Raw genomic sequence first — 22,075 nt, forward strand, 5'->3', positions numbered from 1 at the left:
CCATTGTGGTGACGCCTTCGGCGGCAGCCACGAGGCCGTGGTGGGGGTCAGCGCCTCGAAGAGTGTGAGGGTCGAGGCGGAGGGCGACTAGATCTTCAACGATGCTATCCATGTTCGGCACCCCTGGAACGAGTACGACATAACGAGGACGAGTACGAACGGCGCGATCCACACCAGTGGTTGCGCCGCACCGAGAACGAGGAAGACGACGGCCAGGACGGGAATCGCCGTGGCATTGCCGAGGGCGACCGCATGGCCGGTGACAGCGGAGTCGTGATGGGTGGCGGTGTACTCGCGCAGCGCGATGCGCAGCGCGCCGAAGCCGGTCCCCAGCGCGAAGGTGGAGAGCGCCATCGCGATGACGGCGGCTCCACCCGTCGGCAGGGCCCACAGGACCCCGCCCAGTACGGTGCAGGCGATCACCAGCTTCGAGAGGGTGGGGGAGGACAGTCGCGTACGGGCCGACAGCACACCGGAGACGATGACGCCGATGCCCAGGCAGGCGTCCACGACGGCGACCGCGACCAGGCCGGCGCCGCGGTCACTGACCTGGAGCGGCAGCATCAGATTGAACGCGCCCAGCACCGGCCAGACGAGCGCGAACGTGGCGATCAGACGCCGGGGAGCCGCAGGCTTCACCGGGGGTCCGGCCGCCGCCTCCGCCTCCGCCTCCGCCTCGGGCTCGTCGGCCGTGGCCGGGACCGCGGCCGCACCCGCTCCCGGCCAGCTGAACGCCGCGACCAGCACAAAACCCGCCGTCAACGCCTGGACGATGCCGCGGGTGCCCACCAGCCCGATGATCACGGGGGCCAGCAACGGCCCGATCATCAGCGCCGCCTGATTGGCCGACATGGTGACGGAGCTGGCCCACGACACATCCTGCCGACGCTTCTCCTCGTTGAACCAGCTTTCCCAGCTCGCCTCCAGGGAAAAGAAGCCGATCCACATGAAGAGATTCGCCACGACCAGCCCGGTGGGATTCTCGACGAGAAAACTGACCACGAACGCGATCATGGCCACATAAAGCAGAGACAGCACAGAAAGCAGCTGTCCCGAGATAGTAATGCGGCGGAGTACGAGTGGAACCGCCAGTGCCGGCAGATATGACAACAGCGTCGAAACGACCAACCGCCAGTATCCTCCGCCTTCCGCTGTCGCGATCTGCCAGTTGATCACGACGAGGAAAGTGCCGGCGAAGAGGCGGTAAGCGGTCGAAACGATGGTATAGCGCATCATAGCTGTCGGCAAGGCTTTTTCCATGACTTCAATTTCGGCTCAGCCGAAGATTTCATCGGAGAGCGTATCCGCGATCTTGACGGGCATCAGGGTGCGTTCGGTGAAGATTTCGTCCCACGCGATTTCGACCACGCCGTCCCGGGTGGTCCAGTCCGCGACGGGCTTCGCGACATCGCCGGGCGCCTTGGACACATGGACGGAGACCACGTTCTCGGGAAGCTTCTCGGGAATTCTCACGGAGGCGATCTCTCCCGGCCGCGCCTTCAGGAAGGCCACGGCGCTGCTGCGGGTGGGCTCGCCGCGCACCAGCGGGAAGGGATCGATCCCCAAGTAGGAGGCCACATGCAGGGTGTACGGGTTGTACCCGTAGGCACGCTCCAGCTGGTCCATGATGCCGTCACCGCCGGGACGGGCCGCGGCCTCGATGAGCCACGGAGCGCCCTTGCTGTCGAATTTGACCTCGACGTGCGCGATCCCGTGGTCGATTCCCAGGACCTCGCACGCCTTTTCCGCCAAGGTCGTCAGCGCCTTGTCGCCCGTACGGTGACTGGGCACGAGGTGCCCCAGCTCGGCGAACACGGGGGGATCCGAGAGGTACTTCTCGGTCACCGTGAGCGTCTTGCGCCGGTCCCCGTGACAGAGCACCTCGACGGAGACCTCCTCCAGGGAGTCCACGTACTGCTCGACCAGGTAGTGGGTGCCCTCGATGGGGAAATCGTCGCGGTAGCGCTCGATGTGTTCCACCGAGGCCGCGAATGCGGCGATCGCCTCGTCGCGCGTATGGGCGAGGCTGACCCCGCCGCTGCCGCTGAAGTCGGCGGGCTTGAGCACGACCGGGTATCCGATCTCCCCGGCCGCCGCGAGCATCTCCGCTTCGGAGGTGACGGCGATGGAGCGCGGAGTCGGCAGATCCGCCGCCTCGAAACGTGCCTTCATCGCGTACTTGTCGCGTGTGACATGTGCGGAATCCGTGGAGAGTCCGGGCAATCCGTATTCCTTCGCCACGGCACTCGCCGTCGGTACACCCCAGTCGTTGATCGGCACGACCGCCGCCAGATCCCAGCCGCGCCGTTTCCACTCGGCGACCGCCGTGAGCACGGAATCCGCGTAACCGTCGTCCGCCGCAATCACTCGGTCGAAGAAGCGCTGTGGGGAACGCTGAGGATCGAGTGCTGTCGACCACACGGGCATGGAACTCGCATCCTTGGCACCCGAGAACGAGCGCTCACGCAGGAATAGGCGCGTACCGATCCCTAAGAGGAGGACATACGATCTAGATGTAACCATGCGGTCATGTTAAGTAGCGGTGAAGTGGGTGTCAATTGGGGCCTGGTTAACAAGACTTTTCGTCAAGTTCACGCAGTATCAAGGCTGTTGGACTGTTGCGTTGTCGGGGTGTTGTCGGAGCGCTGTCGGGCGTCGATGTGGATACGCCCGGGTGGGGGGAGTCTGAGCCGCTGAAGATGCTCGGGCCGGCGCCCGGCCGGCGTCAAGGTTGCCCCGGCCGCGCGATGTGGAGATCAAGTGCCCGAGGCTACTGGGGAGTTGGCCGACGTCAGGGCATGTGATCTGTGCCACATTAGGAACAACTTTCCTCATGAGCCCCACGGTGAGTGGTCTCATGCCGGAGGTGAGCACGCCGCCCGGAGCGGAGACCGGGCATCGGAGAGCCGCATTCCCGCAAGAGCCGACTCCACGGCGATTACTGCGACGGCAAAGCGCGTCGACGTGGGACGCCCACGTCAGTCCATGACCCGTTCCATGACCTCACGTGCGACCAGACACATTCACGCCTGCCGGTACGACGCGCCCTGCTGACGGAACGCGCCCATGACCTTCACGGCGCGCCCGAGGGTGCCAGGAAAGCCATCACCAACGAGCGATGAAGGGCACTTATATGTCACGCGAACGCCTCGAAAAGCTTGCCGCCGAAGGAATGGAGCGGCTCTTCGAGAAGGTTCCGAAGGCCCGTGAATTCCACGCCGCAGAGTGGTCGGACCCGGACTACTACCGGCGTCACCTCGTGGAGACCGTGCTCCGCATTCGCCTCAACAACGAGGTGGACGCGTACGGGCTTTACAAGGTGGGCTACAAGGACCACCGGCTCGCCGCGACGCTCGCGAGGTACCTCTCCGAGGAGAACAACCACGAGGGGATGTTCCTGCGCGACCTGAAGGAGTTCGGTCTCAGCAAGGACGACGTGGACGCGACACGTCCCCTGCCCTCGACCGAGTACCTCATCGGGTACATGTACTTCTCCATCAACCAGGAAGGGCCGCTCCCGACCACCGTCTGGAACTGGTTCGTCGAGTGGTACTCGGACCGCTACAACCCGGGCATCACCAAGCACGCGGCCGAGATCTACGGCCTGGAGAAGGTCAAGGGCTCCCAGGCCCACATCGACTACGACGAGTCGCACGACCACGACGAGCTGATGTGGGGCACGGTGGACCGGGCCATCAAGGGCTGGGGTTCCCTCGAAGACGCCGAACGGCACCTGACCAACTTCATCGACCTGATCGCGCTCTACTTCACCGAGCTCTACGAAACCACGGCCGGCCGCAAGGTCTGAGCCACCGCGAAGCCCTGGACCGCCCGTACATCCGCGTCACGCCATGATGTCGACCGTAAGGATTCGCAGTGCCCGACAGGACCGTCCTGATACTCGAACCGGAGTCATCCGGCGTCGACCTCATCCCGGCAGCGCTCGCGCTCGGATTCGGTGTCCACATCGGTGATCGCCGGGCGGTCCAGGAGCTGCCCACCGCGGCACGGGAGGCCGTCGCCGCGGGTACGGCGGCCCACCACCAGGTGGACACACGGTCGGCCGGGGCGGTGGCCGACATGGCCGCCGCCCTGGCCCGGCGGACCGAGATCGCCGCGGTGGTACCGGGTTTCGAGTACGCGATACCCACCGCGTCCGCTGTGGCGCAGCGCCTGGGCCTGCCGGGGATCGCCCCCCGGTCGGCCGAGTTGCTGCGGGACAAGCGAAGGATGAAACAGGCGCTCGCGGTCCAGGGCGTGCGAGTGGCCAGCGGTGTCCCGGTCGCCGTCGAACGCGCCGACGACTCCCTGCTCAAGGACGTGGCCCGCAAGGTCGGCTTCCCCGCGGTCGTCAAGCCCGTCAACGGCAGCGGCAGCCTCCGGGTACGCCGCGTCGAGGACTTCGGCGAGCTGTGCGACCAGGTGGAGCTGTCCCGCAACGACCCCCTGGACGACCTGGGCCTCAGCATCGGTGGCCGGCTCCTCGTGGAGTCGTATGTGACGGGCCCCGAGGTGAGTGTCGAGGGGTACGTCGCGGAGGGCACCGTTCGCGTCGTGGCCGTGACCGAGAAACAACTCGGCCCCGAGCCGCACTTCGTGGAGATCGGGCACATCGTGGACGCCGGGCTCGGACCGGAGACCCGGGCCGAGGTGGAGCGGGTCACCCGGGCCGCCGTCCAGGCCCTCGGCCTGCACGTCGGGGTCTTCCACCTGGAGGCGCGGCTGACCGCGTCGGGACCCGTGGTGATCGAGGTGGGCGCGCGCCTGGGCGGTGACCGGATTCCGGAGCTGGTCGCGGCCTCGTACGGATTCGACCTGCCCCGCGCGATGATCCGGGCCCTGGCCGGGCTGCCCGTCGCACCGCCGGACGTGGGCGGCCGGCCACGCGTCGCGGGAGTGCGCTTCTTCAGCGTCCCGCGACCGGCCGTGCTCGGCGATCCGGACCGGCTCGTCCGCCGGATCTCCGCCGTCACCGGGTGCCGGGGCGCCTCGGTCGACCGGACGGCGGGAGCCGCGCTGCGACCCGCCACCGACTTCCGCGACCGCTTCGGGCACGCCGTCCTCGTCGCCGACGACCGGCGGACGCTGGACGCCGCGCTCACCGAAGTGGACACGCACGTCGAGCAGTCCGTGAGGAGCGTCGCCGCATGCGCCTCCTGATCCTCAACCGGCACAGCGACAGCTTCGCGGAGTACGACCGGTACGTCGACCACGAGGAGCACGAGGTCTCCTATGTGACGGTCCCGGCACACGTGCCCATGGTCCAGCGGTTCAGCCGCCATCTGGAGGTGCTGCCCTCGCTCGTCGACGAGCAGCAGGTGCTGGCGGCCGCCGAGCGGTGCCACCGGGAGGCCGGCCCCTTCGACGTGGTGTTCGCCCAGTCCGAGTTCGACCTGCTGACCGCCGCCGCCGTACGTGAACGGCTGGGCGTGCCCGGCCCCGGGGTGGAGGCCACCCGGCTGTTCCGGGACAAGCCCCGCATGAAGGAGGCCGTCGCCGCGGCCGGGCTCCGGGTTCCGAGGTTCAGCCCCGTCACCTCGGCCGCGCAGGTCGTGGAGTTCGCCCGTACCCGCGGGGGAGCGGTGGTGGCCAAGCCGTGCGCCGGCGCGGCGTCCGGCGGAGTCGTCGTGATCGAGCCCGGCACCGACCCCGCCGCGGCGCTCGCCGGTCTCGACCTGGCCGACTACGAGGCCGAGGAGCATGTCTCCGGACCGATCTGGCACATCGACGGCCTGCGCCACCAAGGCCGTACGTGCTTCCGGCTCAGCTCCCAGTACCTCGGCACCTGCTACGGATTCGCGCAGGGCGAGCCGCTCGCCTCCGTGGTGCGCCTGGACGAGCCGGCCGCCCTCGTCGGTGAGTTCGCCGACCGGTGCCTGGACGCGCTGGACCTGCGCGAGGGGCCGTTCCACCTGGAGGTCATCGAGAGCGCCGACGGGCCGGTCTTCCTTGAGGTCGGAGCGCGCGTCGGCGGCGGCGAGATCCCGTTCGTGCTGCACGACGTCTACGGGGTGGATCTCGTGGGCGACTGGCTCCGCGTCGTCCTGGGACGGGCTCCGCGTACGCTGCCCCAGGGCGCCCCACGCGAGCACGCCGGCTTCCTCATGCTGCCGGAACCGACCGGGCGGACCCTGGTCTCGCGGCAGAGCCTGGTGGACCGGGTGGACTGCCTGTACGCCGAGGTGCTGCCCGAGCCGGGCCACCGCTTCGACGGCACCGGCGGCTACGACGAGCTCCTCGGGCGGTTCCGCTACCGCGCGCCGTCCGCGAAGCACCTCACCGACGCGGTGGCCGAGACGCTGCGCACGTACCGTTACGTGCTGACGGAGGAGGGCCGATGAGCCGTACCGTCTTTCTGATCCAGAACCCGGGCGACGTCATGCCCGCCGAGATGGCGCTCTTCATGGGCGAGGACCCGCCCTACGACCCGGGGCGCGCCGCCGCGGAGTCGGCCGCGCTGAAGGAGGTCCTGGTCAGCCGCGGGGCCGAGTGCCTGAGTGTCCGTCAGCTCCTGACGGAGGCCCCCCGGGAGGCGCTGGTCGGCCTCGCCACCGCCGCGATCGGCACCGACGAGCCGGACCGCTGGCCCGGCATCCGGGCGGCCTTCGACAGCTGGAGCGGGAACGACCTGGCGGACATCGTGATCCGCCGGCCGCATCTGCGTACGCACGCCGATCCCCAGCTGGCCGAGATCAGCCCGGACGCCGCCTACGAGTCGTACGAGATCCGCCCCCTGTTCGGCCTGATGTTCCCGCGCGACCACTACGTCGATCTCGGGGACGCGGTGGCGCTCGGGCGGCTGCGCAGACAGGACCGGGCGCGGGAGACCGCGGTCGTCAGGACGGTCCTCGAACAGCTCCGGGGCCGGCCCGCCGAGCTCACGACCGAGGAGGGCCGCTGGCTGGAGGGCGGGGACGCCGCGGTCGCGGAACGCCTGGCCGTCCTCGGCGGCGGATTCCGGAGCAGCCCGGAGGCGATGGACCCGCTCCGCCGGCGGCTGGTCACCGGGGACCGGGCCGTCATCAGCGTGCGCGACGGACGCCGGCGCCCCGAGGAATTCCACCTCGACCACTGGCTGGCCCTCGGCCCCGGCCTCGCCCTCGTGGCCGAGGACCGGCTGGACGACGCCGACGTATCGGCCGTCGTGCACCGAGGCCCGGACGAGTCCGGCACCGCGACGACCCTCCGCGAGGCACTGCACGCGACGGGCACCGACGTCGTCCCCCTCTCGGCCGGACAACAACTCCTCTTCGCCGCCAACAGCTTCTTCCTGCCCGACGAGCGGACCGTCCTCACCTCGTCGGCCGCGCACAAGGAACTGGCGCCGCTTCTGGAGCCGCGGGGCATCGAGGTGGTGAGCGTGCCCTTCGGCCATCACCACAAGCTCTTCGGAAGCGTCCACTGCGCACTCAACACCGTTCGCGTTCCGGAACAGGAGAACGAGACTCCATGACGACGGCGCCCGAGACGGGTCCGCACACCACACGAACCGAGCGAGTACGGGGGCAACTCGCCCTCGCCGCCAGCGTCGTGGGGATCGGCTCGGCCTTCATCTTCGTACGCCTGAGCGAGGTGGACCCCACCGCGACGCTCATGCTGCGCATGCTGGCCGCTTCGATGCTGATCGGTGCGGTCCTCGCACCGCGCAGCGCCGCGGTGCGCGTACGGGACATCCGGGGCCGGGACATGGGACTCCTCGTGCTGGCCAGCATCGTCTCCGGACTCGACCTGCTGGCCAACCAGTGGGCCGTCAACTACACCACCGTGGCCAACACCGCGTTCCTGATGAACACATCGCCCGTGTTCGTACTGCTCATCGCCTGGCTGGTGTACCGCGAACGCGTCGCCCGGATGAAGACGGTGGCGGTGGCCGTCGCGCTCGTCGGGGGCACCCTCGTCGTGGCCGGCGGCGGGGACCGGGCACCGAGCAGCCTGCACGCCCTCGGCGACGGCCTCGCCCTGACGTCCGCCGCGCTGTACGCCGTCTTCCTCCTCATGACCAAACGCCTGCGGGAGCGCATCCCCACGACCGTCATCATGCTCACCAACTCACTGGTGATCATGGTGATGCTGGCCCCCGTGGCGATCGCGACGAGCGATCCCCTGCTGCCGAAGACCTTCGCCGGCTACGCCCTCGTCTTCGGCTACGCCCTCGTCAGCCAACTGCTCGGACACGGCCTGATGACCTACGCGCTCCGCACCGTGGACCCCGCCCTCGCATCCATGTCCGGCCTGCTGCGCCCCGTCGTGGCCGCCATCCTGGCCTGGCTGATCCTCGGCGAGGGAATGGGCCCGCTCCAGTTCCTGGGCGGCGCCGTCATGCTGTTCGCGCTCTACTGCTTCCAACGCGCGGACGCGAACACGCCCGCCCCCGCACCCACCACCACCGAGAAGGAGCCACGGCTCAGCCCTGCGGACGACGTGTGAGCGGCCGCCCGGGAAGACGGGAGACTTTCGCCCGGCGTCCGCGGTCCCGACTCCTCTCACCTGCCCCTTCACACGCAGCCCCGTGGCGCAGCCCCGTCGTGGGGGCCGGTGCGCAAGGATTGGGGCATGGCGAACCGACTTGCGCAGTCCACCTCCCCGTACCTGCTTCAGCACGCGGACAACCCCGTCGACTGGTGGGAGTGGTCACCCGAGGCATTCGCGGAGGCCGAGCGGCGGGACGTGCCGGTGCTGCTCAGCGTGGGGTACTCGTCCTGTCACTGGTGCCATGTCATGGCGCACGAGTCGTTCGAGGACGAGGCGACCGCCGCGTACATGAACGAGCACTTCGTGTCCGTCAAGGTGGACCGTGAGGAACGGCCCGATGTGGACGCGGTGTACATGGAGGCGGTGCAGGCGGCCACCGGGCAGGGTGGGTGGCCGATGACCGTGTTTCTCACCGGGGACGCGGAGCCGTTCTACTTCGGGACCTACTTCCCGCCCGAGGCGCGGCAGGGGATGCCGTCGTTCCGGCAGGTGCTCGAAGGGGTCGGCGCCGCCTGGAACGACCGGCGCGACGAGGTCGGGGAGGTCGCCGGGCGGATCGTGCGGGACCTGTCCGAGAGGAGTCTCGCGCACGGCGGGGACGGGGCGCCCGGGGAGGCGGAGCTCGCGCAGGCGCTGCTGGGGCTGACCCGGGACTACGACGAGAAGCGGGGCGGGTTCGGCGGGGCGCCCAAGTTCCCGCCGTCCATGGCGCTGGAGTTCCTGCTGCGCCACCACGCCCGCACCGGCGCGGACGGCGCCCTTCAGATGGCCGCCGACACCTGCGCGGCGATGGCCCGGGGCGGGATCTACGACCAGCTCGGCGGCGGGTTCGCCCGGTATGCCGTGGACCGGGACTGGGTCGTCCCGCACTTCGAGAAGATGCTGTACGACAACGCGCTGCTCTGCCGCGTGTACGCCCACCTCTGGCGGTCCACCGGGTCCGAGCTCGCCCGGCGGGTGGCCCTGGAGACCGCCGACTTCATGGTGCGCGAGCTGCGGACGCCCGAGGGCGGCTTCGCCTCCGCGCTCGACGCCGACAGCGAGGACGCGCACGGCAAGCACGTCGAGGGCGCGTACTACGTGTGGACGCCGGAGCAGCTGCGCGAGGTGCTGGGCGAGGAGGACGCCGCGTTCGCCGCCGCGCACTTCGGGGTGACCGAGGAGGGCACCTTCGAGGAGGGCTCCTCGGTGCTCCAGCTGCCCGGTGGCCCCGACGGCCTCCGCGACCCCGACGACCCCCGCGCCGCCGCCGTACGGGAACGGCTGCTCGCCGCCCGGGAGGAGCGCCCGCGCCCCGGGCGCGACGACAAGATCGTCGCCGCCTGGAACGGGCTCGCCATCGCCGCCCTCGCGGAGACCGGAGCCTTCTTCGACCGGCCCGACCTGATCGAGCGGGCCACCGAGGCCGCCGACCTGCTGGTGCGGGTGCACATGGGCCCCGTCGCCCGGCTCGTACGGACGTCGAAGGACGGGCGCGCCGGTGACCACGCCGGGGTCCTTGAGGACTACGGGGACGTCGCGGAGGGCTTCCTCGCGCTGGCCGGGGTCACCGGCGAGGGGGCGTGGCTGGAGTTCGCCGGGTTCCTGCTGGACATCGTGCTCCAGCACTTCCGGGGCGAGGGCGGCCAGCTGTACGACACGGCGGACGACGCCGAGCGGCTGATCCGGCGCCCCCAGGACCCCACCGACAGCGCGACCCCGGCCGGCTGGACGGCCGCCGCCGGCGCGCTCCTCTCGTACGCCGCGCACACCGGCTCCGAGCCGCACCGGACCGCCGCCGAGGAGGCCCTGGGTGTCGTGAAGGCGCTGGGCCCGCGCGCCCCGCGCTTCATCGGCTGGGGGCTCGCGGTGGCCGAGGCGCTGCTCGACGGGCCGCGCGAGGTGGCCGTCGCCGGGCCGGTCGGCGGGGAGCTGCACCGTACGGCCCTGCTCGGACGGACGCCCGGCGCGGTCGTCGCGGCGGGGGAGTCGGGCGGGGCGGAATTCCCGCTGCTGGCCGGCCGGCCGATGGCGGGCGGTGCGCCGACCGCGTACGTCTGCCGGCACTTCGTCTGCGACGCCCCGACGACGGACCCGGAGGCGCTGGCCCGCGCACTCGGCGGGGCGTGACGCCTGTGCGGGGGCGCCCCCGAGGCGCCCCCGCATGAAAACCCCCGCGAAGACGTCAGCTGTGGGTGTACGCCACCAGCGAGATGCCCACGTAATGCACCACGAACGCGGCCAGCGTCAGCGAGTGGAACACCTCGTGGAAGCCGAACCAGCGCGGTGACGGGTTCGGCTTCTTGATGCCGTAGATGACGCCGCCCGCGCTGTAGAGCACGCCGCCGACGACCACGAGCACCAGCACCGCGATCCCGCCGGTCCGCATGAAGTCCGGCAGGAAGAAGACCGCCGCCCAGCCCATCGCGATGTAGCACGGCGTGTACAGCCAGCGCGGGGCGCCGACCCAGAAGACCCGGAAGGCGATACCCGCGAGCGCCGCCGCCCACACCGCCCACAGCAGCGGGGTCCCGGTGGACTCGGGCAGCAGGAGCAGGGTCAGCGGGGTGTACGTCCCCGCGATGATCAGGAAGATGTTGGCGTGATCGAGCCTGCGCAGCACGGCTTCGCCGCGCGGCCCCCACGTACCCCGGTGGTAGAGCGCGCTCACACCGAAGAGCAGGCACGCCGTGACGACGTAGATCGCACAGGCGATCCGGCCCCGGGTGCTGTCCGAGAGCGCGACGAGCACGATGCCCGCGATGACCACGGCGGGGAACATTCCGGCGTGCAGCCAGCCGCGCATCAGGGGCTTCAGCGGGGCGTCGGCGAGCGGGGCCGTGGGGGGGCCGGCGTTGTCGGGTGCGGCAGCGGCAGCAGTCATTCCCGCATCGTACCTACGGGCCCGTAGGTACCGGATATGGGCCGGAGCCAAGTGTGGATGCTCACATGGGCGGCCCTCTGGACATATGGGCGCGAGGGTCGGATGATCAAATGAGTGCGGTCGGCACCGGATGAGCGCCAGGGGAATTCGAAGGGGTACACGCATCCGGGTCGCAGCCCCCACGGGGCAGCAGGGCACCAACCGAATACACCCTCATCAAGGAGCGATCGTGGCGCGCGACATCGCGGCTCCCCTCACTGTTCCCACCAACCACCAGGAGCTGATGTCCTGGGTGGACGAGATCGCAGCACTCACCGAGCCGGACCGGGTGGTCTGGTGCGACGGTTCCGAGGCCGAGTACGAGCGCCTGTGCGGGGAGCTCGTCGCCAAGGGCACCTTCACCAAGCTGGACGAGATCAAACGCCCGAACTCCTACTACGCGGCCTCGGACCCCAGCGACGTCGCCCGCGTCGAGACCCGTACGTTCATCTGCTCCGAGAAGGAGGAGGACGCCGGTCCGACGAACCACTGGAAGGACCCCGCCGAGATGCGGGAGATCTTCACCGGTGAGCAGGGTGTCTTCCGCGGCTCGATGCGCGGCCGCACGATGTACGTCGTCCCGTTCTGCATGGGCCCGCTCGGCTCGCCGCTGTCCGCGATCGGCGTCGAGATCACCGACTCCGCGTACGTCGCCGTCTCGATGCGCACCATGACGCGCATGGGGCAGCCGGTGCTGGACGAGCTCGGCTCCGACGGCTTCTTCGTGAAGGCCGTCCACACGCTGGGCGCCCCGCTGGCGGAGGGCCAGGAGGACGTCCCCTGGCCCTGCAACGAGACCAAGTACATCTCGCACTTCCCGGAGGCCCGCGAGATCTGGTCGTACGGCTCCGGCTACGGCGGCAACGCGCTGCTCGGCAAGAAGTGCTACGCGCTGCGCATCGCCTCCGTCATGGCCCGCGACGAGGGCTGGCTCGCGGAGCACATGCTGATCCTGAAGCTCACGCCCCCGCGTGGTGAGTCGAAGTACGTGGCGGCAGCCTTCCCCTCCGCCTGTGGCAAGACCAACCTCGCGATGCTGGAGCCCACGATCTCCGGCTGGACCGTGGAGACCATCGGCGACGACATTGCGTGGATGCGGTTCGGCGAGGACGGCCGGCTGTACGCGATCAACCCGGAGGCCGGCTTCTTCGGCGTCGCGCCCGGCACCGGCGAGCACACCAACGCCAACGCCATGAAGACGATGTGGGGCAACTCCGTCTTCACCAACGTCGCGCTCACCGACGACGGCGACGTCTGGTGGGAGGGCATGACCGAGGAGCCGCCCGCGCACCTCACGGACTGGAAGGGCAACGACTGGACGCCCGCGTCCGGGACGCCGGCCGCGCACCCCAACGCCCGCTTCACCGTCCCGGCCGGGCAGTGCCCGATCATCGCGCCCGAGTGGGAGGACCCGAAGGGCGTGCCGATCTCGGCCATCCTCTTCGGCGGCCGCCGCGCCTCGGCCGTCCCGCTGGTCACCGAGTCCTTCAACTGGCAGCACGGTGTCTTCCTCGGCGCCAACGTCGCCTCCGAGAAGACCGCCGCCGCCGAGGGCAAGGTCGGCGAGCTGCGCCGCGACCCGTTCGCCATGCTGCCGTTCTGCGGCTACAACATGGGCGACTACATGGGCCACTGGCTCAAGGTCGGCGCGGACAAGCCGGACCAGTCGAAGCTGCCGAAGATCTACTACGTGAACTGGTTCCGCAAGAACGACGCGGGCAAGTTCGTCTGGCCCGGGTTCGGTGAGAACAGCCGCGTCCTGAAGTGGATCGTCGAGCGCCTGGAGGGGAAGGCGGAGGGCGTCGAGACGCCGATCGGCATCCTTCCCGCGAAGGGCTCCATCGACACCGAGGGCCTGGACCTCTCCGAGTCCGACCTCGACTTCCTGCTGAAGGTCGACAAGGAGGTCTGGCGCGAGGAGGCGGCGCTGGTCCCCGAGCACCTGAACACCTTCGGTGACCACACGCCGAAGGAGCTGTGGGACGAGTACCGCTCGCTGGTCGAGCGTCTGGGCTGAGTCCCCGCGTACGTACGGCGATGGCCCCCGAAGCCGCTTCGGGGGCCATCGGCCTGTCCAACGTGCCCTGTTCGTAGTGGTGTTGTGACCCTGCGGCGCTACGGGGCTGAGCCGCGCGGCCGTACGGTTGACCCGGCCGCGCCGCAGGTGCGCGGCGGCGGAGGGGGGCGCTCGGCATGCAGTATCCGCCGTACCCGAAAACGTCGGAGGGCGGTCCTCCGCTCTTCCCCGGGCGCCGGATGGGCGGCATGACGATCGTCCTGATCACCGTGGGCGGGCTGGTCGCCCTCGCGGCGGTGGGCGGGCTCGTCGGCATGATCCTGTTCGCCCACGCGTACGGCGAGGTCCACGCGGACATGCGGTACCCGTACGACGATGTCACCGTCACCTCCTGCCGGATGGACGAGGAGACGCGCCGCCCCGTGGCGGGGGTGCGGATCACGAGTGGGGCGGCGCGGCGCGGGACGTACACCGTGCACCTCGTCTTCCGGGACCGCGCGGCCGGGAGCGGGAAGGACGCGGCCGCCGGGAAGCGCACCCTGACCGTGGAGGACCTAGCGGTCGGCGCCACGGTGTCGGAGCGGGTCGTCGGGCCCACCGCGGTGCTGGGGCCGCCGGAGTGCGAGGCCGACGACGTGACGTTCCAGTCGACGGCGGGTGCCGCGACGGTGTCGCCGCACCCGTCCGCGCCCTGAGCCCTGCGCCCGGCGGCCCGCGCCGCCATTCGGCCGCCGTTGCGGCGTGTCCTGGGTGGGCCGAGCAAGCGTCATATCCTGTTTTCTTATGTTTTTTTATGCGCAAATATGAACGGCTGCTTCACGTTCCGGCAGTGGCGGCCACCGCCTGTGCGGGGACGGCGCTGGGGCTCCTGCTGACCACCGCCTCCGGGGTCGACCAGTCCGCCGGCCCCGCCTCACCGAGGCCGACGTCGTCGACGACACCTTCACCAACACGGCCACCGCGCAGGGCGCGGCAGGCGACAACGAGGTGACGTCCAACGAGTCCTCCGCGTCCGTGCCGGTCGAGCAGCTGGACCAGGTGCTGGACATCTCCAAGACGGCCGAGCCCGCCGAGGCCGAGCCGGGCGACGCCATCACCTACACCGTGACCGCCACCAACAACGGTGAGACCACGCTGGGCCCCGCCCACCTCACCGACGACCTGTCCGGCGTCCTGGACGACGCCTCGCTCACCACGGGGCCCACCGACCACCGGCACCGCGCAGGTGAACGGCGACACGCTCGACTGGTCCGGCGAGCTGGCCCCCGGGGCCGCCGTGAAGATCACCTACACGGTCACCGTGGACGACCCGGACGAGGGTGACGCGGTCCTGCGCAACGCGGTCACCTCCGACACGCCGGGCGCGCGCTGCACCACGGAAGGGGCACCCGAGCTGCCCTGCGCCACCGAGGTCCCGGTGACGAACCCGAGCCCGTCGCCGCACCCGTCGCACACGCACACCCACGGACCGGGCCCGTCCTGGACCCCCGGCCCGTCCTGGACCCCGGGGCCGCACCCGCACGGGGGGCACCACGGCGGGGGTGGCGGCATGGCCGACACCGGCAGCGCGGCCGTACTCCTGCTGCTGGCCGGCATCGTCACCGTACGGATGAAGTCCGGGCCGCGCGGCCGGCACTGATGTGCACGCGTGACAACTGAGCACGGTTGGCACCCGGTCCACGCGCCTCTGCGGTGCGTGGACCGGGGCCGTCAGTGGGCGCCGACCGGCGTCCGCGCCTCGGCCGTGAGCGCCTCGGTGTGCGCGTCCATGCGCTCGGCCGAGAGGATCGCGACCGCCGTGTCGGCGCGCGAGGCCGCCACCACCAGGGCCCGGCCCGCGAGGGTGTGGGCGCGGCGGTGGAGGGCGGGCGCGGGCGCGGCGCTCAGTCCGGCGTGCCGGGCGGGCGGAGCGCCGCGCAACCTGGCGACCTGCCCGGCGATGCGGTCGCCCGCCTCGCCGAGACCCAGCTCGTCGGTGACCGCGAGCAGGGCGGCCAGGTGTCCGGCGAGCTGGATGTCCAGCTCCTCCTCGCGGGTGCGGTGCGGGAAGTCGCCGGCGTGGTCGGCCGGTGTGTGGACCGATTTGGTGCGGATCGGTTCGTACATGGATGGCCTCCTGGTGACACTGAGAGAACCATCCTACCTTGGATTTAGTCTAAAGTTATTCCTCTTCGAGGAAGGCTTGAGCGAGGAAAGCCTGAGCGGAGATCCGCTACACCTGGCTGTAGCCGTCCAGGAAGTGGGCGATCCGGCCGATGGCATCGGTCAGATCCTCGGCCGAGGGCAGCGTCACCACGCGGAAGTGGTCGGGATCCGGCCAGTTGAACCCCGTGCCCTGCACCACCATGATCTTCTCGGCCCGCAGCAGGTCCAGGACCATCTGCCGGTCGTCCTTGATCTTGTAGACCTTGGGGTCGAGCCGGGGGAAGAGATACAGCGCCCCCTTCGGCTTCACGCAGGTCACGCCCGGGATCTGCGTCAGCAGGTCGTACGCCGCATCGCGCTGTTCCAGGATGCGGCCGCCGGGCAGCACCAGGTCGTTGATCGACTGCCGGCCGCCGAGCGCGGTGGCCACTGCGTGCTGCGCGGGCATGTTGGCGCAGAGCCGCATGTTGGCCAGGATCGTCAGCCCCTCGATGTACGAGGTGGCGTGCGCCTTGGGGCCGCAGACGGCCATCCAGCCGGAGCGGTAACCGGCGACCCGGTAGTTCTTGGACAGCCCGTTGAAGGTGAGGACCATCAGGTCCGGGGCGATCGTCGCGGTGGGGGTGTGCGTGGCGCCGTCGTACAGGATGCGGTCGTAGATCTCGTCGGAGCAGACGACCAGGTTGTGCCGGCGGGCGATCTCCGTGAGGCCGCGCAGCATCTCGTCGTCGTAGACGGCGCCCGTCGGGTTGTTCGGGTTGATGATCACCATCGCCTTGGTGCGGTCGGTGATCTTGCGTTCGATGTCGGCGAGGTCGGGCATCCAGTCCGCCTGCTCGTCGCAGCGGTAGTGCACGGCCGTGCCGCCCGCCAGTGAGACCGAGGCCGTCCACAGCGGGTAGTCCGGGGCCGGGACCAGTACCTCGTCGCCGTCGTCCAGCAGTGCCTGCATCGACATCTGAATCAGCTCGGAGACGCCGTTGCCGAGGTAGACGTCCTCGACGTCCAGGTCGATGCCCTTGGTCTGGTAGTGCTGCATCACCGCCCGGCGCGCGGACAGCAGCCCCTTCGCGTCGCCGTAGCCGTGCGCCCCGGCGAGGTTGCGCAGGATGTCCTCAAGGATCTCGGGCGGGCACTCGAAGCCGAATGCGGCGGGGTTGCCGGTGTTCAGCTTGAGGATGCGCTGCCCGGCCGCCTCCAGCCGCATCGCCTCCTCAAGCACGGGGCCGCGGATCTCGTAGCAGACGTTGGCGAGCTTCGTGGACTGGATGACCTGCATGTCGGCGAGCTTACGACTGTGTTTCACGGGCCGCCCGGGCTTTGCCCGCCGGTTGGCCCGCCCGGGCGGCGGCCCGCCTCCGCCCGGGCTTTCATCGCCATGCGCCCGCCTCCCGCGAGCCGTGGGAACGCCGGTCACGGGGGGCCCGGGGCTTGGATTGGGGTGGCGCGGCGGTGTGACGGACCGGAACGGGTGAGATACGCCACGGAGTGGTGTGCGCCGGGGCTCACGCGGGAAGAGGCGCGCCCTCCGGCAGGTGCGGCGGAAGGGCTCCCGGGGCGCGCGGTCCCGGCCCGTCCTGGCCCGCCCGTACCTCTGAAGCAGCTCAACAGCCGTATGCGCCCGGGTGCTCCGGGGGAGGGGCGGTACATGATCGGAAACGGGAAGAAGGACATGGCCGTGATCGTGGTGCGGGACGCGGACGCCGTGGCCGCCGCGCTGCGTGAGGAGCTGGCGCGGGAAGCGGCGGGGGTGGCGGCGAAACCCTAAAGCGTGTTGCAGAAGTCTGGCGTCGGGCAGGTGAAGCCGGGTTCTGTGCCCTTGTGGATCATGCGGCCAGGGCGTGGTTGTGGAGTGTGGCGACGGCTTGGGCGGCGTAGTGGAGGCCGTTGCCGCGTTGCCGGCAGTCGCGGAGGATCTTGTAGTGCTTCATGCGGGCGAAGGCATGCTCCACGCGGGCCCGCACGCGTCGGTGCTCGGCGTTGTCGGATTCCTCGCCGGGCAGGAGTGGGCGGCCGGGCCGTTTGCGGTGTGGGATGACGAGTCCGGTGTTGATGTAGGCGCCGTCACCGAGCACGGTCACGTCCTGGCATACATCGGCCGGACCGGAGTCCCGCCACGCTTTGGCATCCGCGGTGTTGCCGGGCACCGGACGGGCCGCAGCGATCACGAGTTTGGTGTCGGCGTCAATGATGACCTGCACGTTCGCAGAGAAGCGGTAGTTGCGTGAGGACGCGCCGACCTTCCGGTCCCGGACCGGGATCAAGGTTCCGTCCACGATCCACAGCCGTTCGACAGCATCAGCGGGGCGGGCAGCCGGCTCGATCGCCAGCAGTGGCCGCAGCCGGTGAATGACCCTGCACACGGTGGCCGGCGAACAGCCGAACAGCGGCGCGAGCTGCCGCATCGTTAGGTTGGTCCGGTAGTAGACGGCCACCAGCAGGACCCGGTCCGCCAGTGGCAGGCACCACGGCCGACCCCCGCCAGGACCGTTCCCACCCCGTTCACGCACGACCTTCAGCAGCCGGTCGAACTGCCGCATCCGCAGCCCAGTGAACGTTTCCACCCACAACGCCTCGGCCCGCAACACCCCACCCATACAGGAGAAATACCCACCTCGCAGCCTTCTGCAACACGCTTTAGGGCGTGTCCGCAAAGTCCCGCCCGGCCCCGCCCGCGTTGTCCCCCGTGCGAGCTACGCGCAGGTGTCCACCCGGCGGTGACGCTTTCGGCGCCGGACGTTCATAGCGTTCAGGGGCAGTCGCGGCAGGCCGCCGCGGCACGTCGAAGGGGGACTCATGAGAGTGGTCCGGCAGCTTCTCGCCGTCGTGGCGGTCTGGGCGATCGGTGGTCAGTGCGTCAGCGCGGTGGACGGGAATCCGTGGCTCACGCTCGTGCTCGGCCTGGTGACGTCGGTGCTCGCCGTCCTGGTCTACCGGTGGGTGGTGGGGCGCACCGAGCACCGCCCGGTCACCGAGCTCGCCCGGGAGGGCGCGGGGCCGGCTCTGGGGCGCGGCGCGCTGATCGGGCTGGTGCTGTTCGTGGCCGTCATCGCGAACATCGCCCTCCTCGGGGACTACGAGGTGAACGGCCTGGGGTCGGTCACGGGTGCGGTCGGGTTCGTCGGCTTCATGGCCGCTGCCGCCGTCACCGAGGAAGTGGTGTTCCGGGGCGTGCTGTTCCGGCTGGTCGAGGAGCGCGCCGGGACCCTGATCGCGCTGACGTCGACCGGGTTGCTGTTCGGGCTGATGCACCTGGCCAACCCGGACGCGAGCCTCTGGGGCGCGCTCGCCATCGCGATCGAGGCGGGCGGCATGCTCGGCGCCGCGTATGCCGCCACCCGCAGCCTGTGGCTGCCCATCGGCCTGCACTTCGCCTGGAACTTCGCCGCGGCGGGAATCTTCAGCTCGGAGGTCTCGGGCAACGGCGCCTCGCAGGGTCTCCTGGACTCGACGGCCACCGGCTCCGAACTGGTCACCGGCGGCGACTTCGGGCCGGAGGCGAGTGTGTACTCCGTGGTCTTCGGGGTGCTCGTGACGCTCGCGTTCCTGTGGCTGGCCCGCCGGCGCGGCCATCTGGCGCCGCGTGGTGGACGGCGCGCCGCCCCGGCCCCGGCCGCCACTACAGTGCCCCGGTGACCGGTCTTCGTGAAGTACCGGCCCGGTGGCGGCGGCTGGACACCGCCGCCCGGTGGCCGGTGCGGTGGCAGCGGCTCGATCCCGTCGTCCGCGACCTGCCGTTCGGGCTGCTGCTCCTGGCCATGTCGCTCGTTCCCGCCCTGCACCGGCACGGGACGGATCTCGGAGCCGTGGCGGAGCGTCCGTTCGACGTGTCGGCCGCGGTGGCCGCCGTACTGGAGAGCCTGTCGCTCGCCCTGCGGCGGCGGTGGCCGGTGATCTGCCTGGCCCTGGTCTCACTGGGCTTCGCCGTCGACCAGCTGGGCGGCTACCACCTGGTCGCCGGGACCGCGCTGCCCCTCGCCGTACTGAGCGCAGGGGCCCACCTGGACCGCCACCGCCGCGTCGCCGCGGTCGCGTTCACCGCCGCGTACGTGCCGCTGGCGCTCGCCCTGTACCGGTACGGCACCGAACCGGCGGGGGAGTTCCTGACGTTCTATCTGGTGCTGGTCCTCGTCTGGGGCGTCGGGGCGTGGCTGCGGGCCACCCGGGCCGCCGAGGCCGACCGCCGGCTCCGGGTCGCTGAGGAGAGCCGTGCCGCCGAACGGACCCGGATCGCCCGCGAGTTGCACGACGTGGTGACCCATCACGTGACGGCGATGATCGTCCAGGCCGAGGCGGCTCGCTATCTGACCGCCGCGCCCGACCGGCTCGACAGCGCCCTCAGCAGCGTCACCGACACCGGGCGGCGGGCCGTCAACGACCTGCGCCACCTGCTCGACCTGCTCGACCCGGGTCACGGCGCCGGGGCCAGGACACCGGCCGCCGGCCGCATCCGTGGCCTGGTCGAGCAGGCGCGGCAGGCGGGGCAGGACGTGGACTTCAGCGAGGAGGGCGTCCCCGCCGAGTCCACCGGGAGCGCCGATCTCGTGGCCTACCGTGTGGTCCAGGAGGCGCTGACGAACGCCCTCAAGCACGCCCAGGGCGCCCGGACTTCGGTGCGCGTGCGGCACGGCGGAAGAGAGATCACCGTGGAGGTCGGCACGGACGGCTCCGGGGGGCGCGCCAAGGTGCCCGCGGGCAGCGGGCGGGGGCTCGCCGGGCTGCGCGAGCGGGTCGGAGTGCTCGGCGGCGAGTTCCGCGCGGAGCCCGGTCCGGACGGCGGCTTCACCGTGCGGGCCCGCATACCTTCCGGGAGCGCCTCGTGACCGCACCGGTCCGCGTCCTCGTCTGCGACGACCAGGTGCTCGTCCGCACCGGCCTCGCCACGATCATCGACGCCCAGCCGGACCTGGAGGTGGCGGGCGAGTGCGGGGACGGGCGGACCGCCGTCGAGATGGCCGGGCGGCTGCGCCCGGACGTCGTGGTGATGGACATCCGCATGCCCGAGCTCGACGGCATCGAGGCGACCCGGCTGCTGGCCGGGGCGGGTGTGGAGCGGCCCGCCAAGGTGCTCGTGGTGACCACTTTCAACCTGGACGAGTACGTGTACGAGGCGCTGCGCGCCGGGGCGAGCGGGTTCCTGCTGAAGGACGCCCCGCCCGACCGGCTGCTGCACGGCATCCGGACCGTGCACTCGGGCCAGGCGCTGATCGACCCGGAGGTGACGCGCAGGCTGGTCGGCCGCTACGCCGCCCGGATCCGCCCCACCGGGGACTCCTCGTCCGACATCCCGCTGACCCCGCGCGAACTGGAGGTCCTGCGCCTCATCGCGGACGGCTTCTCCAACAGCGAGATCGCGGCCGCGCTCGTGATCAGTCAGGAGACCGTGAAGACGTTCGTCTCACGCATCCTGGCCAAGCTCGGGCTCCGTGACCGCGTCCAGGCGGTCGTCTACGCGTACCGCCGGGGCCTGGTGACCTGAACGCGCGGCCGGAATCCGCCCCTTGTGCGCCCCCTCTCCATGCGCCAGCATGCGCATGTCAAACCGAAGGAACTTCGGTCGCAGAGGCCAGTCGTGCTCTGTTCAGTCGCAAGAGGGGACCCCCACATGAAAAAGCCTCTCGTCGGTGCACTCTTCGCGGTGCTGCTCCTCGGGGCGGGCATCGCACCCGCGACCGCGGCCACGAGCCACGGCGCGGCACCGGCCGGCACGGTCGGGGCCTCGGCCCCGTCCGGTCACACCGCGGTCGGGGCCGAGAAGGCGGTACGGCCCAAGGCGGTCAACTTCGCCGGGACCGTGGCGCTCAGCAACTGCTCCGGCTCGGTCGTCCGCACGCCCTCCTCGCAGCCGGGCGACCCCGCCCTCGTGCTGTCCAACGGGCACTGCCTGGAGACCGGCTTCCCGGCCCCCGGCGCGGTCGTGTTCAACCGCTCGTCCAGCCGCGGCTTCACCCTGCTCAACGCCTCGGGCAGCGGTGTCGGCACGCTCCGGGCCAGCAAGATCGCGTACGGCACGATGACGGACACCGACATCTCGGTGTACCAGCTCACCTCCACGTACGCGCAGATCGAGAGCCGTTACGGCATCAAGGCGCTGGAGCTGAGCACCACGCATCCCGTCGCGGGCACCGCGATCACCGTCGCGTCCGGGTACTGGAAGCGCACCTACAGCTGCAACGTGGACGGCTTCGTCTACCGCCTCAAGGAGGGCGACTGGACCTGGAAGGACTCGGTCCGCTACACCTCCGCCTGCCAGACCATCGGCGGCACCTCCGGCTCGCCCGTGATCGACAACGCCACCGGCAAGGTGGTCGCCGTCAACAACACCGGTAACGAGGACGGCCAGCGCTGCACGGACAACAACCCGTGCGAGGTGGACGAGAACGGCCGGGTGACGGTCCGCCAGGGCATCAACTACGCCCAGGAGACCTATGGCATCGCCGCGTGCATAGGCACCGGCAACGTCTTCGACCTGGACCGTGCGGGGTGTGCGCTGCCCAAGCCGTGATCCGTCGTACGTGACGCGGGGGCGGGGCCGCGGC

At 70.5% G+C, this 22,075-nt stretch carries 20 protein-coding genes; 14 read left to right on the forward strand and 6 right to left on the reverse strand.

The window, feature by feature from the left end; all coding sequences use genetic code 11:
- Positions 1-87: 87 nt before the first annotated feature.
- On the reverse strand, positions 88-1,260 hold the full coding sequence (locus tag OG338_RS19490) for an MFS transporter (protein ID WP_405938538.1): 1,173 nt from the start codon (positions 1,258-1,260) through the stop codon (positions 88-90).
- A gap of 15 nt (positions 1,261-1,275) precedes the next feature.
- Entirely contained in the window at positions 1,276-2,523 is a 1,248-nt protein-coding gene (locus tag OG338_RS19495) for an acetyl-CoA carboxylase biotin carboxylase subunit family protein (RefSeq protein WP_405938539.1), read from the reverse strand.
- Between the two features lie 610 nt (positions 2,524-3,133).
- On the opposite strand from OG338_RS19495, the gene OG338_RS19500 reads away from it, so the two are divergent.
- The 6 genes from OG338_RS19500 to OG338_RS19525 all read left to right on the forward strand — a co-directional run bounded on the left by OG338_RS19500 (position 3,134) and on the right by OG338_RS19525 (position 10,581).
- Entirely contained in the window at positions 3,134-3,808 is a 675-nt protein-coding gene (locus OG338_RS19500) for an iron-containing redox enzyme family protein (protein WP_405938540.1), read from the forward strand.
- A 68-nt stretch (positions 3,809-3,876) separates the two neighbouring features.
- Entirely contained in the window at positions 3,877-5,160 is a 1,284-nt protein-coding gene (locus tag OG338_RS19505; protein ID WP_405938541.1) for an ATP-grasp domain-containing protein, read from the forward strand.
- Positions 5,148-6,341 (forward strand): acetyl-CoA carboxylase biotin carboxylase subunit family protein, encoded by a 1,194-nt coding sequence (locus tag OG338_RS19510; protein WP_405938542.1) that lies wholly within the window; start codon positions 5,148-5,150, stop codon positions 6,339-6,341. The genes OG338_RS19505 and OG338_RS19510 overlap by 13 nt, the downstream gene beginning before the upstream one ends.
- A complete protein-coding gene (locus tag OG338_RS19515; RefSeq protein WP_405938543.1) occupies positions 6,338-7,453 on the forward strand; it encodes an arginine deiminase family protein in 1,116 nt (371 codons plus the stop codon). Before OG338_RS19510 ends, OG338_RS19515 begins: the two co-directional genes overlap by 4 nt.
- Positions 7,450-8,427, forward strand: a complete 978-nt coding sequence (locus OG338_RS19520; protein WP_405938544.1) for a DMT family transporter — start codon at positions 7,450-7,452, stop codon at positions 8,425-8,427. Before OG338_RS19515 ends, OG338_RS19520 begins: the two co-directional genes overlap by 4 nt.
- A 126-nt stretch (positions 8,428-8,553) precedes the next feature.
- Positions 8,554-10,581 carry a thioredoxin domain-containing protein gene (locus OG338_RS19525; protein WP_405938545.1) on the forward strand — a complete coding sequence of 676 codons (2,028 nt, stop codon included), beginning with the start codon at positions 8,554-8,556 and terminating at the stop codon, positions 10,579-10,581.
- Between the two features lie 55 nt (positions 10,582-10,636).
- Here OG338_RS19525 and trhA read toward each other — a convergent pair whose 3' ends face one another.
- Positions 10,637-11,335, reverse strand: coding sequence for a PAQR family membrane homeostasis protein TrhA (gene trhA, locus OG338_RS19530; protein WP_405938546.1), 699 nt, complete (start codon positions 11,333-11,335; stop codon positions 10,637-10,639).
- A gap of 229 nt (positions 11,336-11,564) precedes the next feature.
- On the opposite strand from trhA, the gene OG338_RS19535 reads away from it, so the two are divergent.
- The 4 genes from OG338_RS19535 (at position 11,565) to OG338_RS19550 (ending at position 15,030) form a co-directional block, all read left to right on the forward strand.
- Positions 11,565-13,391 (forward strand): phosphoenolpyruvate carboxykinase (GTP), encoded by a 1,827-nt coding sequence (locus OG338_RS19535; protein ID WP_405938547.1) that lies wholly within the window; start codon positions 11,565-11,567, stop codon positions 13,389-13,391.
- 248 nt (positions 13,392-13,639) lie between these two features.
- Positions 13,640-14,086, forward strand: a complete 447-nt coding sequence (locus OG338_RS19540; protein ID WP_405938548.1) for a hypothetical protein — start codon at positions 13,640-13,642, stop codon at positions 14,084-14,086.
- Between the two features lie 292 nt (positions 14,087-14,378).
- Complete coding sequence (locus OG338_RS19545) at positions 14,379-14,714, forward strand: hypothetical protein (RefSeq protein WP_405938549.1); 336 nt, start codon at positions 14,379-14,381, stop codon at positions 14,712-14,714.
- The gene (locus tag OG338_RS19550; RefSeq protein ID WP_405938550.1) at positions 14,668-15,030 is read left to right on the forward strand and encodes a hypothetical protein; all 363 of its coding nucleotides are present in this window, start codon (positions 14,668-14,670) and stop codon (positions 15,028-15,030) included. The genes OG338_RS19545 and OG338_RS19550 overlap by 47 nt, the downstream gene beginning before the upstream one ends.
- A gap of 71 nt (positions 15,031-15,101) precedes the next feature.
- Here the strand turns inward: OG338_RS19550 and OG338_RS19555 are convergent, their stop codons facing one another.
- The 3 genes from OG338_RS19555 to OG338_RS19565 all read right to left on the reverse strand — a co-directional run bounded on the left by OG338_RS19555 (position 15,102) and on the right by OG338_RS19565 (position 18,133).
- A complete protein-coding gene (locus tag OG338_RS19555; RefSeq protein WP_405938551.1) occupies positions 15,102-15,497 on the reverse strand; it encodes a hypothetical protein in 396 nt (131 codons plus the stop codon).
- Between the two features lie 106 nt (positions 15,498-15,603).
- Entirely contained in the window at positions 15,604-16,815 is a 1,212-nt protein-coding gene (locus OG338_RS19560) for a pyridoxal phosphate-dependent aminotransferase (RefSeq protein ID WP_405938552.1), read from the reverse strand.
- Between the two features lie 547 nt (positions 16,816-17,362).
- Positions 17,363-18,133, reverse strand: a complete 771-nt coding sequence (locus tag OG338_RS19565) for a transposase family protein (protein WP_405938553.1) — start codon at positions 18,131-18,133, stop codon at positions 17,363-17,365.
- Between the two features lie 199 nt (positions 18,134-18,332).
- Between OG338_RS19565 and OG338_RS19570 the strand changes: the two genes are divergently transcribed.
- The 4 genes from OG338_RS19570 to OG338_RS19585 all read left to right on the forward strand — a co-directional run bounded on the left by OG338_RS19570 (position 18,333) and on the right by OG338_RS19585 (position 22,041).
- The gene (locus OG338_RS19570) at positions 18,333-19,172 is read left to right on the forward strand and encodes a CPBP family intramembrane glutamic endopeptidase (protein ID WP_405938554.1); all 840 of its coding nucleotides are present in this window, start codon (positions 18,333-18,335) and stop codon (positions 19,170-19,172) included.
- Entirely contained in the window at positions 19,169-20,359 is a 1,191-nt protein-coding gene (locus OG338_RS19575; protein WP_405938555.1) for a sensor histidine kinase, read from the forward strand. Before OG338_RS19570 ends, OG338_RS19575 begins: the two co-directional genes overlap by 4 nt.
- Positions 20,356-21,015 carry a response regulator gene (locus tag OG338_RS19580; RefSeq protein WP_405938556.1) on the forward strand — a complete coding sequence of 220 codons (660 nt, stop codon included), beginning with the start codon at positions 20,356-20,358 and terminating at the stop codon, positions 21,013-21,015. The genes OG338_RS19575 and OG338_RS19580 overlap by 4 nt, the downstream gene beginning before the upstream one ends.
- A 126-nt stretch (positions 21,016-21,141) precedes the next feature.
- Positions 21,142-22,041: a serine protease gene (locus tag OG338_RS19585; protein WP_405938557.1), complete on the forward strand. Its 900-nt coding sequence runs from the start codon at positions 21,142-21,144 to the stop codon at positions 22,039-22,041.
- Positions 22,042-22,075 lie beyond the last annotated feature (34 nt).

The sequence above is a fragment of the Streptomyces sp. NBC_00726 genome (assembly GCF_045161735.1).
Taxonomy (GTDB): Bacteria; Actinomycetota; Actinomycetes; order Streptomycetales; family Streptomycetaceae; genus Streptomyces.

Excerpts from the sequence above, each read along its gene's own strand:
- OG338_RS19490 (WP_405938538.1), bottom strand. The coding sequence starts at position 1,260 with ATGGAAAAAGCCTTGCCGACAGCTATGATGCGCTATACCATCGTTTCG.
- OG338_RS19495 (WP_405938539.1), bottom strand. The coding sequence starts at position 2,523 with ATGGTTACATCTAGATCGTATGTCCTCCTCTTAGGGATCGGTACGCGC.
- OG338_RS19500 (WP_405938540.1), top strand. The coding sequence starts at position 3,134 with ATGTCACGCGAACGCCTCGAAAAGCTTGCCGCCGAAGGAATGGAGCGG.
- OG338_RS19510 (WP_405938542.1), top strand. The coding sequence starts at position 5,148 with ATGCGCCTCCTGATCCTCAACCGGCACAGCGACAGCTTCGCGGAGTAC.
- OG338_RS19515 (WP_405938543.1), top strand. The coding sequence starts at position 6,338 with ATGAGCCGTACCGTCTTTCTGATCCAGAACCCGGGCGACGTCATGCCC.
- OG338_RS19520 (WP_405938544.1), top strand. The coding sequence starts at position 7,450 with ATGACGACGGCGCCCGAGACGGGTCCGCACACCACACGAACCGAGCGA.
- OG338_RS19525 (WP_405938545.1), top strand. The coding sequence starts at position 8,554 with ATGGCGAACCGACTTGCGCAGTCCACCTCCCCGTACCTGCTTCAGCAC.
- trhA (WP_405938546.1), bottom strand. The coding sequence starts at position 11,335 with ATGACTGCTGCCGCTGCCGCACCCGACAACGCCGGCCCCCCCACGGCC.
- OG338_RS19540 (WP_405938548.1), top strand. The coding sequence starts at position 13,640 with ATGACGATCGTCCTGATCACCGTGGGCGGGCTGGTCGCCCTCGCGGCG.
- OG338_RS19555 (WP_405938551.1), bottom strand. The coding sequence starts at position 15,497 with ATGTACGAACCGATCCGCACCAAATCGGTCCACACACCGGCCGACCAC.
- OG338_RS19560 (WP_405938552.1), bottom strand. The coding sequence starts at position 16,815 with ATGCAGGTCATCCAGTCCACGAAGCTCGCCAACGTCTGCTACGAGATC.
- OG338_RS19565 (WP_405938553.1), bottom strand. The coding sequence starts at position 18,133 with ATGGGTGGGGTGTTGCGGGCCGAGGCGTTGTGGGTGGAAACGTTCACT.
- OG338_RS19570 (WP_405938554.1), top strand. The coding sequence starts at position 18,333 with ATGAGAGTGGTCCGGCAGCTTCTCGCCGTCGTGGCGGTCTGGGCGATC.
- OG338_RS19585 (WP_405938557.1), top strand. The coding sequence starts at position 21,142 with ATGAAAAAGCCTCTCGTCGGTGCACTCTTCGCGGTGCTGCTCCTCGGG.